This is a genomic window from Parafrigoribacterium mesophilum (genome assembly GCF_039652555.1).
GTDB classification, from domain to species: Bacteria; Actinomycetota; Actinomycetes; order Actinomycetales; family Microbacteriaceae; genus Parafrigoribacterium; species Parafrigoribacterium mesophilum.
The window spans coordinates 2073486-2088449 of the sequence record NZ_JBDJAF010000001.1; the positions used below are offsets into that span (position 1 = coordinate 2073486).

Below are 14964 nucleotides of genomic sequence, written 5' to 3' on the forward strand. Positions count from 1 at the left end.
TTCGGTGACGGAATGGCAAGCTCAACTTAGGCAACCCTAACACCGGGAATACCATCGCTCTAAGACCCAGGGCCCCGGTTACTGCTGGCAGTGCGGGCACCAGTAGGTGTCCCGCGGCGGCTCGCCGACGCTGCCGTGCCGGATAGTGGTGCCACAGCGCAGGCAGGGTTGCCCCGCGCGGCCGTACACCCAGGCCGTGTCGCCCCGCAGTTTGCCCGTGGTGGTGCGTGCGGTGCGACTCTTGTTGGCGTTGATCAGCCGGTGAGCGAGGTCGATCAGCCGTTCCGGCTCGTTCACTTGGCCGACCGGCCGGGTCGGCAGCACCCCGCGCAGGAAGCACAGTTCGTTGCGGTAGACGTTGCCCAAACCGGCCATCACTCTCTGATCGAGCAGGGCGGCGCCCACCGGCGCATCCGGTGCCGCCAGCAGCTGCTCCAGCGCGAGTCGCGCGTTCCAGTCCGACCCGAGCAGATCCGGGCCCAGGTGCCCGACCACGCTGTCCTCGGCGTGCCGCGGCACCACTTCGACAATGCCCAGTTGGAAACCGACCGTCTGCCATTCCGTATTCGCCAGGATGATGCGGGCCTGCCATTCCGGGCGCCTCCACCGGGTGTCGGGTCGGTAGATGTGCCACGAGCCCTCCATCTTCAGGTGCGTGTGAATGGTGAAGTCTCCCACTCGAGTGAGCAGATGTTTGCCGCGGCTGATTACCTCGTCCACGCGCTCGCCGGTCAGATCCACCGTGGCGAATGCGGGCACCCGGATGTCGCAGCGCACGAGCGTGCGCCCGGCTAGCACCGCGTTCAGGTTCTGGGCGGTGAGGTAGACGTTGTCCCCTTCAGGCACGGATGCGCCTCACGCCCTCAGCCGCAGACCCTGCGGGGTGGTGCTGAATCCGGCCCGCATCAGCGCATCGCCGAGCGCGGTGCCGATGATGAAGACGCCGTCGACGCGTTCGACGCGCAGGTTGCCGCCCGAGCTCAGCACCACCGCGGCCAGCGCGTCGGCGGCGACCGGCAGCACCTCGTCGCCGAGACCGAAGGTGAGCACGCTCTTACCGCCGCGCTCGACGTAGAAGGCAAGTGCTCCGTCGACGAGGACCACCAGCGCGCCGGCCTTGCGTCCTGGGCGGTGGCCGCGCTTGTCCGGTGCGCCGTCGACCGAGTCGCTGGCGTGCGGGTCCGCGTTCGTTTTGGTGGCGGGGGGCCAGGGCAATGCCGCGCCGTACGGGTTCGCCGGGTCGGTGGCCGCCAGCGCCAGCGCCGCCGGCGGTTCGGTCGAATCCACCTCGCGGGTGAAACTTCTGAGCCGGTCCACGGTGGCGCCGGTCGCGAACTGGGCGGCACCGAGACCCTCGATGAAGTAGCCGCGCCGGGCCCTGCCGCTCTCCTCGAACCGGCTCAGCACCCGGTACACCTGGGCGAACCCGCCGGGAATCCCTTCGCCCGCCACTGCTCCACGGGTGACCACGCCGTGCCGAGCCAGCAGCGCCTCGGCGGTCGCAAGAGCGCGCACCGTCGCATCCGGTTCCACAGCCGGAAGCAGCGACCAGCGGCCTCCGGCGCTCGGCCGGCCGGACTGACGCGGCAGGCCGGCCCGGGCCCGGGCCCGGCCGCGGAACGTGCGCGAGTGCGGCGCGGCACGACCGCGGCTGCCCAGGTGCGCACGCAACGGCGCCAGCGTGTCGTTGGTGATCCGGCCGGCCCACACCAGATCCCACAGGGCACTCAGCAGGGCACTGTCGTCGGTGCTGCCGATCGCGGCTCCGAGTTGCCGGAAGAAGTAGGCCCCGCCTCCCGCCAACGCCGCGAGCACGTCCCGCTCGAGCGCGGGGTCGGCGAGGACACTGTCGGCGAGGGATCCGGATGCCGCGTGGTCGGGATCCGAAACCGCGAGGGTGAGCGGCGCGTTCTCGGCCAGATGCAGGCTGATCCAGCCGTCGTTGCCGGGCAGCGACCCGTTGCCGGACCAGAGCACCTCACCGGTGGTGGTGAGTTGATCGAGCATCGCGGGAGAGTAGTCGCGCACGCGTGCGGGCAGGATCAGGCTTTCCCATGCCGAGGCCGGCAGCGGCACGCCTGCGAGTTGGTCGACGACGTGGGCCACGCCATCCAGTCCCTTGAGATAGGTGCTGTGCGGCCCGCCAACATTGTGCCAGGCGGGCAGGAAGCGGCCCAGAGTGGCGGCGTCAACCGGCTCCACCTCGTGACGCAGTGCCGCCAGTGATCTGCTGCGTAGGCGGCGCAGCACTTCCACGTCGCACCACTCGCTGCCGGAGGCGCCTGGCCGGAATTCGCCCTCGACTACCCGCCGCTCGCCGGCGAGGCGCCGGAGCGTGTCGAGCACGACGGCGGTGCCGAGCCCGAACCGTGCCGCGACAGCGGAGACCGTGAACGGACCGTGGGTGCGCGCGTAACGGCCGACGAGGTCGCCGAGCGGGTCGGTGACCGGCTCGACGAAGGCGGTCGGGATGCCGATCGGCAGCGGGGTGCCGAGGGCGTCGCGCAACCGGGAGGCGTCTTCGATGCCGGCCCAGCGGCCTTCGCCGGCGATCGTGGTGGCGAAGACCCGATTGGCGTGGGCGAGCCGCTCGAGCGGGGAGTCGGGGGGCTCCCTTCGAGACGCGTGCTCGTTCCTCGCGCGCTCCTCAGGGAGCGACGTGTGCTCGTTCCTCGCGCGCTCCTCAGGGAGCGACGCGGATTCGCTCCCTGAGGAAGGCGCTCTAGCGCCTGTCTCGAAGGGCTCGAAGGGAGCCCGGTCAGCAGGAAACACCCCCGGCACCGTGCGCTGCGCGATCTCGGCGGTGGTCAGCGGTCCGAGCAGCCGCAGCAGGTCGACGATCCCCTCGGCGTCTCGCGCCCGCCGGTCCGGGGCCAGGCGCTGCAGTTCCAGCTCGGTCTGCTCGATCACCGCCTCGTCCAGCAGCTCCCGCAGTTCCGCGCGGCCCAGCAACTCGGCCAGCAACGTGGGGTCCAGCGACAGCGCGGCGGCCCGCCGTTCCGCCAGTGGCGAGTCGCCCTCGTACATGAACGCGGCAACGTAGCCGAACAGCAGGGACCGCGCGAACGGTGACGCCTGCTCGGTCTCGACCTCTACGACACGGATGCGCCGGCTCTCGATTTCGCGCGCCAATTCGGTCAGCGCGGGCAGGTCGTAGACATCCTGCAGCACCTCGCGCACCGTCTCCAGCACGATCGGAAAGCTCGGGTACTTCGCGGCGACCGCGAGCAGCTGCGCGGAGCGTTGCCGTTGCTGCCAGAGCGGCGACCGTCGCCCCGGGTTGTAGCGGGGCAGCAGCAGCGCCCGCGCCGCGCATTCCCGGAACCGGGAGGCGAACAGCGCGGAGCCGCCGACCTCCTCGGTGACGATGTCGCGCAGCTCGTCGGAGGGGAACAGGAACAGGTCGGCGCCGGGTGGTTCGGCATCCGTGTCCGGGATGCGCAGCACCACCCCGTCGTCGCTGGCCATGGCGGAGCCGTCCGTGCCGTATTTTTCCCGGATGCGCGCGCCGATCGCCAGCGCCCACGGCGCGTGCACACGCATGCCGTACGGGGAATGCATGACGACGCGCCAGTCGCCGAGTTCGTCGCGGAAGCGCTCAACGACCAGGGTGCGGTCAGTGGGAACGTGACCGGTCGCCTTCCGCTGGTCCTCGACGAAGGCGAGCAGGTTGTTCACCGCCAGATCGTCCAGGCCGCCGACGGCGGCGCGGGCGCGAGCGTCCTCCTCCGACGAGGAAGCAACCTCCCGGATGTACGAACCGATCGCGCGGCCGAGTTCCGCCGGGCGGCCGATGCCGTCGCCCTTCCAGAACGGTACCCGGCCCGGCTGCCCGAACGCCGGAGTGACCAGGACCCGGTCGTGAGTGATGTCTTGGATGCGCCAACTGGTCGCCCCGAGTGCGAACACGTCACCGACCCGGGATTCGTAGACCATCTCCTCGTCGAGTTCACCGACCCGGCCGCCGCCGCGCGAGCCGGCCTCCGCCCCCACCATGAACACCCCGAACAGCCCGCGGTCGGGGATCGTGCCGCCCGAGGTGACGGCGAGCCGCTGCGCGCCGGGCCGACCGGTGAGCGTGCCCTTGACCCGATCCCAGACGATGCGGGGGCGCAGTTCGGCGAACTCATCCGACGGGTACCGCCCGCTGAGCAAATCGAGCGTCGCGTCGAAGGCACTGCGCGGCAGGCTCGCGAACGGGGCACTGCGGCGCACCGTGTCGAACCACTCCTCGACGGCCACGGCATCCAGGGCGACGGCCGCCACGGTGTGCTGGGCGAGCACGTCGAGCGGGTTCGCAGGGATCGACATCGCCTCGATCAGTCCGGCGGACATCCGCTCGGACACGACCGCGGTGTGGATGAGGTCGGCGCGGTGCTTGGGAAACAGGATGCCGCGCGAGATCTCGCCCACCTGATGGCCGGCGCGGCCGACACGTTGCAGGCCGCCGGCGACGGACGGTGGCGACTCCACCTGGATGACCAGGTCCACCGCGCCCATGTCGATGCCGAGCTCCAGCGAGGAGGTGGCGACGACGCAGCGCAACCGACCGGACTTGAGGTCGTCCTCAATCATCGCCCGCTGGTCCTTGGAGACCGAGCCGTGGTGCGCGCGGGCCAGGAGCGGGTCCGCGCCGGTGGTGGACCCCGACTGACCCATGAGCTGGGCGGGGGCCGGTTCCCCCTTCGAGCCGGAATCGGTACCGGTGATCAAGTCTTTTCCGGTGGTCGAGCTTGTCGAGACCCCGGCCATTACCCGGCTCTCTACGGTTTCGATGGCTTCGACAGGCTCAACCACCGGGGAGGGTACGCCCAGCGCAGCTTCGGCTTCCGTCAGCCGTTCGGAGTAGATCTCGTTCAGCCGGGCCGTCAGTCGCTCCGCCAGCCGACGCGAGTTGGCGAACACGATGGTGGAGCGGTTCTCCAGGATGCGGTCGACGATCTGCTCCTCGACGTGCGGCCAGATCGACGCCTGCGGCTGGCCGGTCGCCGCTGAGCCCTCCTGTCGTGGCGCCGAACCGACCTCGGTCATGTCTTCGACCGGTACGACGACGCTGAGATCGAACGTCTTCGCGGCGGGCGGGGCGACGATCGTGACCGGTGCGGCGCCCCCCAGGAACCGGGCCACCTCCTGTGGCGGGCGTACCGTCGCGGACAGCCCGATCCGTTGCGCCGGCCGCTCCAGCAGTGCATCCAATCGCTCGAGGGACACCGCGAGGTGTGCGCCGCGCTTGGTCGAGGCGACCGCGTGGATCTCGTCGACAATCACCGTCTCCACCCCACGCAGGGTGTCACGGGCCGCCGAGGTGAGCATGAGGTACAGCGACTCTGGCGTGGTGATGAGAATGTCCGGTGGCCGGCGCAGCAGCATCCGGCGGTCGGAGGCGACGGTGTCGCCCGAGCGCACGCCGACCGTGATCACCGGGGTCGGCAGGCCAAGCCGCTTCGCGGTCTGCGTCACGCCGACCAACGGCGACCGCAGGTTGCGTTCGACATCGACGGCGAGTGCCTTGAGTGGCGAGATGTACAGCACTCGGGTGGTGCGCGGCTCGGCGGCCGGTTCGGTGGCGAGCCGGTCGATGGACCACAGGAACGCGGCGAGGGTCTTGCCAGACCCGGTCGGGGCCACCACGAGGGTGTGGGAACCGGCCGCGATGGCGCTCCAGGCGCCGGCTTGGGCGTCCGTGGGTGCCGCGAACGCGCCGAGGAACCACTGGCGGGTCGCCGGGGAGAAGTTCTCGAGCGCATCGCTCATCCGTCTATCTTCCCCCGCACATCCGACAATGGCATCGGATTCGAGCGCTGCGGCCGGCGGCGGTCAGTCCAGATGCTTGCGGATGAAGCTGCCGGCATCCGACAGCTCCTGCTCCGAGATCGCGTGGGCGACGTCCTCGTAGATGTTCGCGGTGAGGGAGGAGTGCTGAGGCAGCCAGGCCTCGGTGAACTCGATCGCGCGCACGGGGATCACCTCGTCGAGGGTGCCGCGTCCCCAGAACACCGGTGGTTTGCGGGCGGTCAGCGTCTCGTCCCCGGGAAGATCCCCCGGTAGCGCGAACCCGGACAGCTGCACCGCGTAGGCGAACCGCTCCGGCGCGTGCCGTAGCAACTGCAGTGCCATGGCGCCGCCCTGTGAGAAGCCGAGCAGGCCGACGGATGTCGACTGCACCGTGTCGAGCCAGGCCAGCACCGCGCGCGCCGACTCGTTGGCTGCCTCGAATTGCTCTGGCACGGTGGCGTTGTCAGGAATGGGGAACCAGGCGAAGCCGGTTTCCAGGGTGATCGGCGCGCGCAGTGACGCGATCACCGGGCCCAGCGGCATCAGGGGAGACAGCCCGAACAGGTCGCTTTCGTGCGACAGGTAACCGTGCATGAGCACCAGGAGCGGCCGGCCGGCGCGCTCGCGTTCCGGGGCGGACCAGCGCACGGCATCCTGGTTGATCTCCATCGAGGTGTTTCCGATCTGTCGGCTCTGTCGGCTTTTTTGGTGGGCCCGAAAAGCTGCGCCACGCTCATCACCGTAGCCGTAGTCCGGCGACCCGCCAACCAGCGCGACGCGGCGGATGGCCGCCGCGTCACCACTGCCATGGGCAACAATGGAGCATGAGTTCCGTAGGTACCCCCGATCCGAATCCCGGCTGGCTCTCCGACGACGAGTTGGCGCACGTGCGCAGGCGCATACCGATCCTCTACGTCGAGGCGGTCCCGGTGCGGGTGGATGGCGTGGGCCAGGTGACCGAAGTTGGCGTGCTCTTACGTGCCAACGCGGCGGGCGAGATGACCAGAACCGTGGTGTCCGGCCGGGTGATGTACGGGGAGACGCTGCGCTCTGCACTGTTTAGGCACCTGGAAAAGGACCTCGGCCCGATGGCGTTCCCGCTGCTGCCGGCGAGCCCCGTCCCGTTCTCGGTCGCCGAGTACTTTCCGCTGCCGGGCATCGGCACCTTCTCCGACGACCGGCAGCACGCCGTGTCGCTGGCCTACGTGGTGCCGGTCACCGGCACCTGCGAGCCGCGCCAGGACGCGCTCGAACTCACCTGGATGACCCCGCGGGAGGCATCCTCGGACTCGATCGCGGCGGAAATGGAGGGCGGTCGCGGCACCCTGCTGCGGGCCGCACTCGCATCCGTCGGCCAGCTGCTGTAACCGCGCTGGCTCATTTGTTGCCGTTCCGGCTAGTTGTGTCCGTTGCGCCGGGCACAACTAGCCGGAACGGGAACAGTTGCAGGGGTGCGGCTACCAGGCGGCGGGCTTGTAGTCCTTGAGGAAGACGCCGTACAGGTCTTCGCCGGCCTCGCCGCGCACGATCGGGTCGTAGACTCGGGCGGCGCCGTCCACGAGGTCCAGCGGCGCGTGGAACCCTTCCTGGGCCAGGCGCACCTTGGTCGGGTGCGGGCGCTCGTCGGTGATCCATCCGGTGTCCACCGCGGTCATCAGGATGCCGTCGTTCTGCAGCATTTCGCCGGCGCTGGTGCGGGTGAGCATGTTCAGCGCGGCCTTGGCCATGTTGGTGTGCGGATGCCCTGGGCCCTTGTACCTCCGGCCGAACTGGCCCTCCATCGCCGACACATTCACCACGTACTTGCGGCGCGCGTTCGAGGCGGCCATGGATGCCCGCAGCCGGCTGATCAGCAGGAACGGCGCCGTGGTGTTGGCCAGCTGGACCTCGAGCATCTCCAGCGGTTCGACGCCTTCCACGGTCTGGGTCCAGCTGTTCACCTCGTGCAGGTCCGGCAGCAGACCGCCGGCGTCGATCGCCGTGCCCGCCGCCAGGTGCGCCAGGGACGAGGACCCGGCCGCTAGGGCCCGTGCGGTGAGCTCCGCCGGTGCCAGAGCGGTGGGCGTGGCCGGCGGATGCGACGCCACCGACGCCGCCAATGCGAGCGGATGCGCGTCGCTGGTGCGGCCGAGCACGACCAGCTCCGGCAGCGGCCCGTCCGGCAGCGGTGCCAGCTCAGCCTCGACCAGTTGCGAATACGCGCCCGCCGACCTGCGCACCGTCTGCGCGGCATTGTTGATCAGGATGTCGAGCGGCCCCTGCGCCGCCACCGACTCGGCGAGCGCGATCACCTGGGCCGGATCGCGCAGGTCGATGCCCACGATGCGCAGCCGGTGCAGCCAGTCTGCGGCATCCGGCAGCCCGGCGAACCGGCGGGCGGCATCGCGGGGGAACCGCGTGGTGATCGTGGTGTGCGCGCCATCGCGCAGCAACCGCAGCGCTATGTACATGCCGATCTTCGCGCGGCCGCCGGTGAGCAGCGCGCGCTTGCCGGTCAGGTCGGTGCGGGCGTCGCGTTTGGCATGGCTGAACGCGGCGCAATCCGGGCAGAGCTGATGGTAGAACGCGTCCACGAGCGTGTACTGCTGCTTGCAGACGTAGCAGGCGCGGGATTTGCGCAGTGTGCCGGCGGTGGCGGTGCTCGCCGAGGTGGACAGCGGGACACCGCGGGTTTCATCGTCGATGCGGTCCGGGGCGCCGGTGGCGGTGGCCGCCACGACGGCGCGGTCGGCCTCGGCGATGCCGGCCCGCTTCTCGAGGCGCCGGTTGCGCTTGACGGCCTTGAACATCCGCGCCGTCGCCCGCCGCACGGCGACGAAGTCCGGATGCTGCTCGTCCATCGCATCCATCGACCGCAGTACGCGCAGCACGGTGTCGAGGTCGGCGGGGTCGATACCGGTCCCGTCCGGCGCGGTAGGAGCGCCGCCGCGCCGCTGTGAATTCACCAGGCAATTCTAAACGAGGCCGGTCAGACACACGCTGGGAGCCCGCCCGCGTCTGGCGAACCTCCCGGGCGCGGGGTTGACTGGATACGTGACAATCTTCGATTTCCGCACGGAGAACGAGGAACTCTACTCACCGTCGCCGCAGGAGTTCAGCGAGGTGGACGTGCCGATGTTCTCCTATCTCATGGTCGACGGCGACGAGGAGTCGGCCGGGGCTGTGAGTCGCGGCGATGCGGTCGGCGCGCTGCTGGCCGCCTCGGATGCCGCCAGACAGCTGAGCGTGGCGGAGCTGGGTCGCGACTATGTCGTCGGGCCGCTGGAGGGGCTCTGGTACGCAGAGCATCTGGTGCCGTTCACCCAGGTGCCCAAGAGCGAATGGCTGTGGACGATGATGATTCGCCAGCCGGAGTGGCTGCCGCCGGAGTTGCTGGAGGCCGCCGTGGCGAAGGCCCACGACGCGGCACCGCACGCCGCCGGCGCCCTCAGGCACGCGCGGCTGCTCGAGGGCCGCTCGGTGCAGATCCTGCATATCGGCCCGTACAGCGCCGAAGGCGCGATCATCACTCGGATGCACGGCCGCTATCTGCCGCAACACCGGCTCGTGGAAAACGGTCGGCACCACGAGATCTACCTGAGCAGCCCGCGCGCCACCGCGCCGGAGAAGCTGCGGACCGTGTTGCGGCAACCGGTGCGGCCCGCCGACTAGCGGCATCCGGGCCGTGCCCGCCGGGCGTCGGCACACCCGGCACAACAGGATTCGGAGGCCGGTCCTCAAGCAGCGTTTACGGCATCGAGCGGGTCAGCCCTGTGCGCGCCGCCCGGAACGACGCTCGCCGCCCACCGATGTCGAGGTGCTGTAGGTGCGCGGCGCGTTGGCCTGACGTCCGGCGCGGGGCGGATGCGACGCGCTGCGCTGGCTGGAACCGCGGCCCGCCGGCTGGCCGGCCCGGGCGGTATCCGTGGCGGGACGGCCGGAACGATCGTGGCGGGGTGCTGCACCTGCGCCGCGGTTGCCGTGCTTGCGCTGCGCGTTGGCACCCTGGGAGCGTCCGCGTCCGGGGCCCTGCGGCTGCACGGCGGCCCGCGGCTGCGGCTTCACGTACGCGGCGATCTCGCCGACCAGTGCGACGACCGACGCGGAGGTGGCGGTGACGTGCTCGGGAACGGCGGTGATCTGCGCCTTGCGCAGCATGGCGGCGGTGTCCCGGCGCTGGGTGGGCAGCACGACCACGGCGACGTCGCCGGCGGATCCGGCACGGGCGGTGCGGCCGCTGCGGTGCAGGTAGGCCTTGTGCTCGGCCGGCGGGTCGACGTGCACTACCAGTTCGATGTGCTCGATGTCGATGCCGCGGGCGGCGACATCCGTGGCCACCATGACGCGCGCGTCCCCGGCCGCGAACGTCGCGAGGTTGCGGTCGCGCTGCGACTGCGACAGGTTGCCGTGCAGGTCGACGGCCGGGATGCCGGCGTCGGTCAGCTGTTTGGCCAGCTTTTTGGCGTGGTGCTTGGTGCGCATGAACAGGATGCGGCGGCCGGTGCCCGAGGCGAGCATCTGCACGAGGTCTTTCTTGGCCTCCAGCGAGTCGACCTCGAAGATGTGGTGGGTCATCGCCTCGACGTGCGAGTTGACGTCGTCGACCGAGTGGTGCACCTCGTTGTGGAGGAACTTCTTGACGATCTTGTCCACGCCGTTGTCCAGGGTGGCGGAGAACAGCAGGCGCTGGCCGGTGCCCGGCGTCTTGTCCAGGATGCGCGTGACGATGGGGAGGAAGCCGAGGTCGGCCATGTGGTCGGCCTCGTCCAGCACCGTGATCTCGACGGCATCCAGGGCGACGAAGCGCTGCTGCATGAGGTCTTCGAGGCGGCCGGGGCAGGCCACGACGATGTCGACACCGGCCTTCAGCGCGGCGACCTGCCGCTGCTGGGAGACGCCGCCGAAGATCGTGGTGATCTTCAGGCCATACGCCTCGGCGAGCGGGGCGATGGTCGCGGTGATCTGGGTGGCCAGCTCCCGGGTGGGGGCGAGCACGAGGCCCAGCGGCCGGCCGGCGCGGCGCTGACCGCCGGCGAGCTTGCCGCCCAGGCGCGCCACCATCGGAATGGCGAAGGCGAGGGTCTTGCCGCTGCCGGTCTTGCCGCGGCCGAGCACGTCGCGGCCGCTGAGGGTGTCCGGCAGGGTGTCCGCCTGGATCGGGAACGGGGAGGTGATGCCGCCCTTGGTGAGGGCGGAGATCAGTGGTGCGGGCACGCCGAGCGTGCCGAAGGATGTTTCAGACATATGAGATGCGTGGTGCCTTTCGGGCATCGGATACCGCCGGGCACGATGCATTGCACAGCACCGGCGGTGGTTGGCGAAGGTGGCGATGGCCACATCCGTTCGCCGCAGAAATTGTCTACGAGCCCCGACACGGGGCGAGAAGAGTAAGTCCTTCGATCACGCACGTGAGCACGTCATCGAGAACAAGCGTTCAACGACGCAGGGAACCCGACAAGCGGATTCGCAAGTACCCTCAGCATAGCAGCCACCCGCTGCTGGCCCGTTTCAAGGAGTTTTTGCACCTGGGGACCGGATTGGTCGGCAACTAGGCTACGGATGACAGATTCTCCGTGAAACGGGGTGGGAGGGGCCGGTTAGGCTGGGCGAGTGGAAGACCCGCATTCTCAGTACCGGTACCAGGTGCGGTTCGAGTGGGGTGCTGCCGGGGCCGCCGCGATCGGGCACGGCGTGGACGTGGTGGTCTGGGTTGACGTTCTCGACATCGATCAGGTTCCAGATGCCACGAACCCCGCGCCGCGCGCTGCGAATCAGGCTCCGGATGCCGCCCGCCCGGATGCCGATCCGGTCGGCACCGATCCGCTCGGCACCGATCCGCTCGGCGGCGCCCTGCCGCACGCTGCGGTGGTGGCCGGCGGCTTCCGCAACCGTGGGGCTATTGCGCGGTGGGTGCTGGACCAGCAGGCGGCGAAGGGGGATCGGTTCACCGTTGCGGTGATCGCCGCGGGAGGCGTGCGCACCGACGGTACGCCCAGGTTCACCGTTGAAGACCTGCTCGCCGCGGGCGCCGTGGTCGACGCGCTGGCCGGTGCCGGCATCGACTACTGTTCCCCGGAGGCGGCCGCCGCGTGTGCGGCGTTCACCTCGCTGGCCCGGGCCACCGCGCACCTGGTGAGTGCCTCGGGGAGCGGGCAACAACTGATCGACCTGGGCCGTAGAAGCGACGTCGACCTCGCGAGTGAGATCGACGCGTCGCAGAGTGTCACGGTTCTGCGCGACCCGCTTCGGCCCTGATGCACCGCTATCCGGAATGGCCTGCGGGTGTCCGGCGTTGCACGTTCTGTGGGGAATCATGCGGGGTGAATCATGCGGGGTGACTGCACGCCATGGCGGCGACTGGCATCCGGGATGCCATCGAGCCAAATGACACATGCATGATGACGCATAGATAACGACATCAACACGAGGAGAGTGCGATGAAGGCAGTTCTGGGTGACACGGTGATCGCGGAAGCGGCGAAGGATGATCTGATTTCGATCGAGGGCAACTGGTATTTCCCGCCGGACAGCGTGAAGTCCGAGTTCTTGATGGAAAGCGACACCCCGTACACCTGCCCGTGGAAGGGCGTCTGCCAGTACTTCAGCGTGACCGACCCGTCCGCCGACGGACGAGTACTGCAGGATCAGGCGTGGAGCTATCCGTCGCCGATGCCCAGTTCGTTCCGGCGTGTCGGCAAGGACTATAGCGGCTACGTGGCCTTCTGGAAGAACATCAAGGTCGTCGACAGCTAGGTCGGTGTTGTCGTGAAGTATTGACGCGTTCCGCATGGGCAGTTCATAATCCAGGACAGGCTTCTTGATTATCAGGCTGCCTGTTCTTTGCTGAATGAAGTGCCACCGCCGCGGTACGCGACATGGAGGTCGCAGACTGCGCACGAAAGGGGTTGCAGAATGCGACGTATTATCAAGCTTGGAATGGCGACGATGCTGGTCGGTGCTCTTGCCGGATGCAGCGCCGGGCCGGCCGGGGACAACAGCGGGACCGCGTCCGAGAAACCAGCCGAACTGACCGATGTCTCGGTGAGTATCGTGCCGTTCTCCCCGGACGCCGTGTTGTTCTACGCCATGGAGAATGGAATCTTCGAAAAGCACGGCCTCAAGGTCACGACACACAATGCGGCATCGCCCATCGAAGTGTCGGCGGCCCTGGTCAGCGGAACCGAGCAATTCGGCTTCATCACCACGCCGGTGTTGATCAACGCTGCACTGGCCGGCACCAGCCTGAAGTGCGTGTCACCGGTCGCCGGCCAGGTTCCGGACAAAGATGAAGAGAGCGGCCTGGTCGCCTCGAAGGCCAGCGGCATCACGTCGCTGGAAGGGTTCGCCAACAAGAAGGTCGCCACCGTTCAGTTGGGCAGCATCAATCGCCTCGGCATGGAGAAGCTGTTCGATGACGCCGGCGTGAAGGGCGTGCAGTACGTGGCGATACCGTTCCCGCAGATGCCACAGGCCTTGGCCGATGGTCGGGTGGACGGCGCCCAGGTCTCATCGCCGTTTCTTGACACGGCGCTGAAGGGTGGGGCCCAGTTGATCATGTATCCGAATTCGGTGGTATGGAAGAACGCCACGATCTACTGCTTCGCCGGTACTGGTACCTACCTCGACAAGAACCCGAAGGTCGCCAAGGCCTTCCAGGATGCCATGAAGGAAGCGATCCTCTACGCGAAAGACCACCAGGACGAGGTGCTGGGCACGCTGGTTGAGCACATGAAGTTGACACCGGAAGTGGCGGCCGCACAGTCGTTGGCCACGAACTTCGTTCCCGAGATCAATGTCGAGTCGATCGACCACATTCAGAAGGAGATGAAGCACTTCGACTGGATCAAATCTACGGTCAGCGTCAGCGACCTGGTCTGGGAGCCGAAGAAGTAACATCGGCCGGCTCCGGGGCTGGATGCGACTGCCCCCGACCCCGGGGCCGGCGACACCCGGTGCTTCACCGGGTGCAACAGGCGCTCGCCCAGGCGATCTACCACGACAATGTGGTCGACCGCTGGGTCTGCACGCGACGGCGTAGTTGATGAGTCCGTTACGCCGGCGACGCCGGCGTGAGGTTCGTCAGAAGCCCGAGGTCGAGGTGGCGCACCCACTTGGCGGTGCTCCGGAAACACCACGGCCGCAGCGGCAGCAGTGCGTTGGGCCAATGGGACTGGGCCTGGCAGTACAACACCGCATTGCGCTGCGTTCGCCTCACCACGGGGCGCACCTCGAGCTCCCACTGATGCAGCAGATGGCGTATGCCTGAATCGGAATCCAGCGCTGCGTCGGTGCGGGCAGACAGCTGTCCCAGGTGGATACCGTCAAGCACCGCCATCGCCGCGCCCTGTCCACGATGCGGCGGCATGGCGTGAGCTGCGTCGCCAAGCAGTGCGACCCGGCCATCCGACCACGAGGAGCACACCAGCTCCGACAGCGCCGAGACCTTGGGTGTTGAGGCGATCACACTGCGGATGATCTCGGCCTGATCCGGGAAACTCGTCATCCATCGGTCGGCGTTGAGGGAACGGCGATCGGCGCTGAGTCCATCGGCAGGACACGACAGATAAACGCCTGAGGCACCGTCCCCCAGCCAGCCGTAGCCCATCCGAAGTGTGCCGTTCCACCGTTCCGTCTTGCTGCCCTGCTCGGTTTCGGGCAGCAGGTAGTCCAGCGCGGTGAGCACTCCATAGTGATCGAGGGATCTGGTCCGCACCGCGATGTCCATGGACCGCCGAATCGCAGAGCCCACCCCATCGGCCCCGACGGCCAAGTCGACGCGGGCCTCGTCCCCGTTCTCAAACACCACGGTGCCATCGGCCCGGGCAGCTTTCACCCCGGATGCGGCGACGATCCTGGCTCCGGCACGCACCGCCGCGTTCAGCAGCGCGCGGTGCAATCCGGCTCGGGACACGTAGTAGTACCGGCCACCGGAAAGGTTGTGCTGGGACGGTGTGTGTGCCCTGCCCCGGGTGTCGGCGTATGAGAACGAGCTCTTGGCATCACCGCCTCGGGTTGCATCCTCGGTGGCGCCGAGGTAATCGAGGGCGAGCAGGAGGTTCTCGCCGAGCACGATGGCGCCACCCGCGGCTTCGGTCAGATCCGGCCGACGTTCGTGGACGGTGACGTGATGTCCGTGCATAGCCAGCGCCGCGGCCGCGGTCAACCCGCCGATTCCGCCGCCCGCGACGATCACCCGCACGCTCTGCCTCCT

11 protein-coding genes are annotated in these 14964 nt (G+C 68.7%); 5 read left to right on the forward strand and 6 right to left on the reverse strand.

Annotated elements, in window-relative coordinates; translation table 11 throughout:
- Window positions 1-78 precede the first annotated feature (78 nt).
- The 3 genes from ABFX56_RS09890 to ABFX56_RS09900 all read right to left on the reverse strand — a co-directional run bounded on the left by ABFX56_RS09890 (window position 79) and on the right by ABFX56_RS09900 (window position 6444).
- A complete protein-coding gene (locus tag ABFX56_RS09890) occupies window positions 79-846 on the reverse strand; it encodes an Fpg/Nei family DNA glycosylase (protein ID WP_346233074.1) in 768 nt (255 codons plus the stop codon).
- Window positions 847-855: 9 nt separating this feature from the next.
- A complete protein-coding gene (locus tag ABFX56_RS09895) occupies window positions 856-5754 on the reverse strand; it encodes an Lhr family ATP-dependent helicase (RefSeq protein WP_346233075.1) in 4899 nt (1632 codons plus the stop codon).
- 63 nt (window positions 5755-5817) lie between these two features.
- Window positions 5818-6444: an alpha/beta hydrolase gene (locus tag ABFX56_RS09900; RefSeq protein ID WP_346233076.1), complete on the reverse strand. Its 627-nt coding sequence runs from the start codon at window positions 6442-6444 to the stop codon at window positions 5818-5820.
- Between the two features lie 155 nt (window positions 6445-6599).
- Here ABFX56_RS09900 and ABFX56_RS09905 point away from each other — a divergent pair, with 155 nt between their 5' ends.
- Window positions 6600-7142: an NUDIX hydrolase family protein gene (locus tag ABFX56_RS09905; RefSeq protein ID WP_346233077.1), complete on the forward strand. Its 543-nt coding sequence runs from the start codon at window positions 6600-6602 to the stop codon at window positions 7140-7142.
- Between the two features lie 90 nt (window positions 7143-7232).
- On the opposite strand, the gene ABFX56_RS09910 is transcribed toward ABFX56_RS09905, so the two are convergent.
- Window positions 7233-8720, reverse strand: a complete 1488-nt coding sequence (locus tag ABFX56_RS09910) for an SDR family NAD(P)-dependent oxidoreductase (protein WP_346233078.1) — start codon at window positions 8718-8720, stop codon at window positions 7233-7235.
- A gap of 88 nt (window positions 8721-8808) precedes the next feature.
- Between ABFX56_RS09910 and ABFX56_RS09915 the strand changes: the two genes are divergently transcribed.
- Complete coding sequence (locus tag ABFX56_RS09915; RefSeq protein ID WP_346233079.1) at window positions 8809-9426, forward strand: GyrI-like domain-containing protein; 618 nt, start codon at window positions 8809-8811, stop codon at window positions 9424-9426.
- Window positions 9427-9519: 93 nt separating this feature from the next.
- Here the strand turns inward: ABFX56_RS09915 and ABFX56_RS09920 are convergent, their stop codons facing one another.
- Window positions 9520-10998: a DEAD/DEAH box helicase gene (locus ABFX56_RS09920; protein ID WP_346233080.1), complete on the reverse strand. Its 1479-nt coding sequence runs from the start codon at window positions 10996-10998 to the stop codon at window positions 9520-9522.
- 366 nt (window positions 10999-11364) lie between these two features.
- Between ABFX56_RS09920 and ABFX56_RS09925 the strand changes: the two genes are divergently transcribed.
- The 3 genes from ABFX56_RS09925 (at window position 11365) to ABFX56_RS09935 (ending at window position 13646) form a co-directional block, all read left to right on the forward strand.
- Window positions 11365-12009 (forward strand): 2-phosphosulfolactate phosphatase, encoded by a 645-nt coding sequence (locus tag ABFX56_RS09925; protein ID WP_346233081.1) that lies wholly within the window; start codon window positions 11365-11367, stop codon window positions 12007-12009.
- Window positions 12010-12191: 182 nt separating this feature from the next.
- Window positions 12192-12506: a DUF427 domain-containing protein gene (locus ABFX56_RS09930; RefSeq protein WP_346233082.1), complete on the forward strand. Its 315-nt coding sequence runs from the start codon at window positions 12192-12194 to the stop codon at window positions 12504-12506.
- A gap of 159 nt (window positions 12507-12665) precedes the next feature.
- Complete coding sequence (locus ABFX56_RS09935; protein ID WP_346233083.1) at window positions 12666-13646, forward strand: ABC transporter substrate-binding protein; 981 nt, start codon at window positions 12666-12668, stop codon at window positions 13644-13646.
- A 157-nt stretch (window positions 13647-13803) separates the two neighbouring features.
- Here ABFX56_RS09935 and ABFX56_RS09940 read toward each other — a convergent pair whose 3' ends face one another.
- Complete coding sequence (locus ABFX56_RS09940; protein ID WP_346233084.1) at window positions 13804-14952, reverse strand: FAD-dependent oxidoreductase; 1149 nt, start codon at window positions 14950-14952, stop codon at window positions 13804-13806.
- Window positions 14953-14964 lie beyond the last annotated feature (12 nt).

Bases quoted from the DNA above. Each gene is read 5' to 3' on its own strand.
- ABFX56_RS09895 (WP_346233075.1), bottom strand. From the start codon at position 5,754: ATGAGCGATGCGCTCGAGAACTTCTCCCCGGCGACCCGCCAGTGGTTC.
- ABFX56_RS09900 (WP_346233076.1), bottom strand. From the start codon at position 6,444: ATGGAGATCAACCAGGATGCCGTGCGCTGGTCCGCCCCGGAACGCGAG.
- ABFX56_RS09905 (WP_346233077.1), top strand. From the start codon at position 6,600: ATGAGTTCCGTAGGTACCCCCGATCCGAATCCCGGCTGGCTCTCCGAC.
- ABFX56_RS09920 (WP_346233080.1), bottom strand. From the start codon at position 10,998: ATGTCTGAAACATCCTTCGGCACGCTCGGCGTGCCCGCACCACTGATC.
- ABFX56_RS09930 (WP_346233082.1), top strand. From the start codon at position 12,192: ATGAAGGCAGTTCTGGGTGACACGGTGATCGCGGAAGCGGCGAAGGAT.
- ABFX56_RS09935 (WP_346233083.1), top strand. From the start codon at position 12,666: ATGCGACGTATTATCAAGCTTGGAATGGCGACGATGCTGGTCGGTGCT.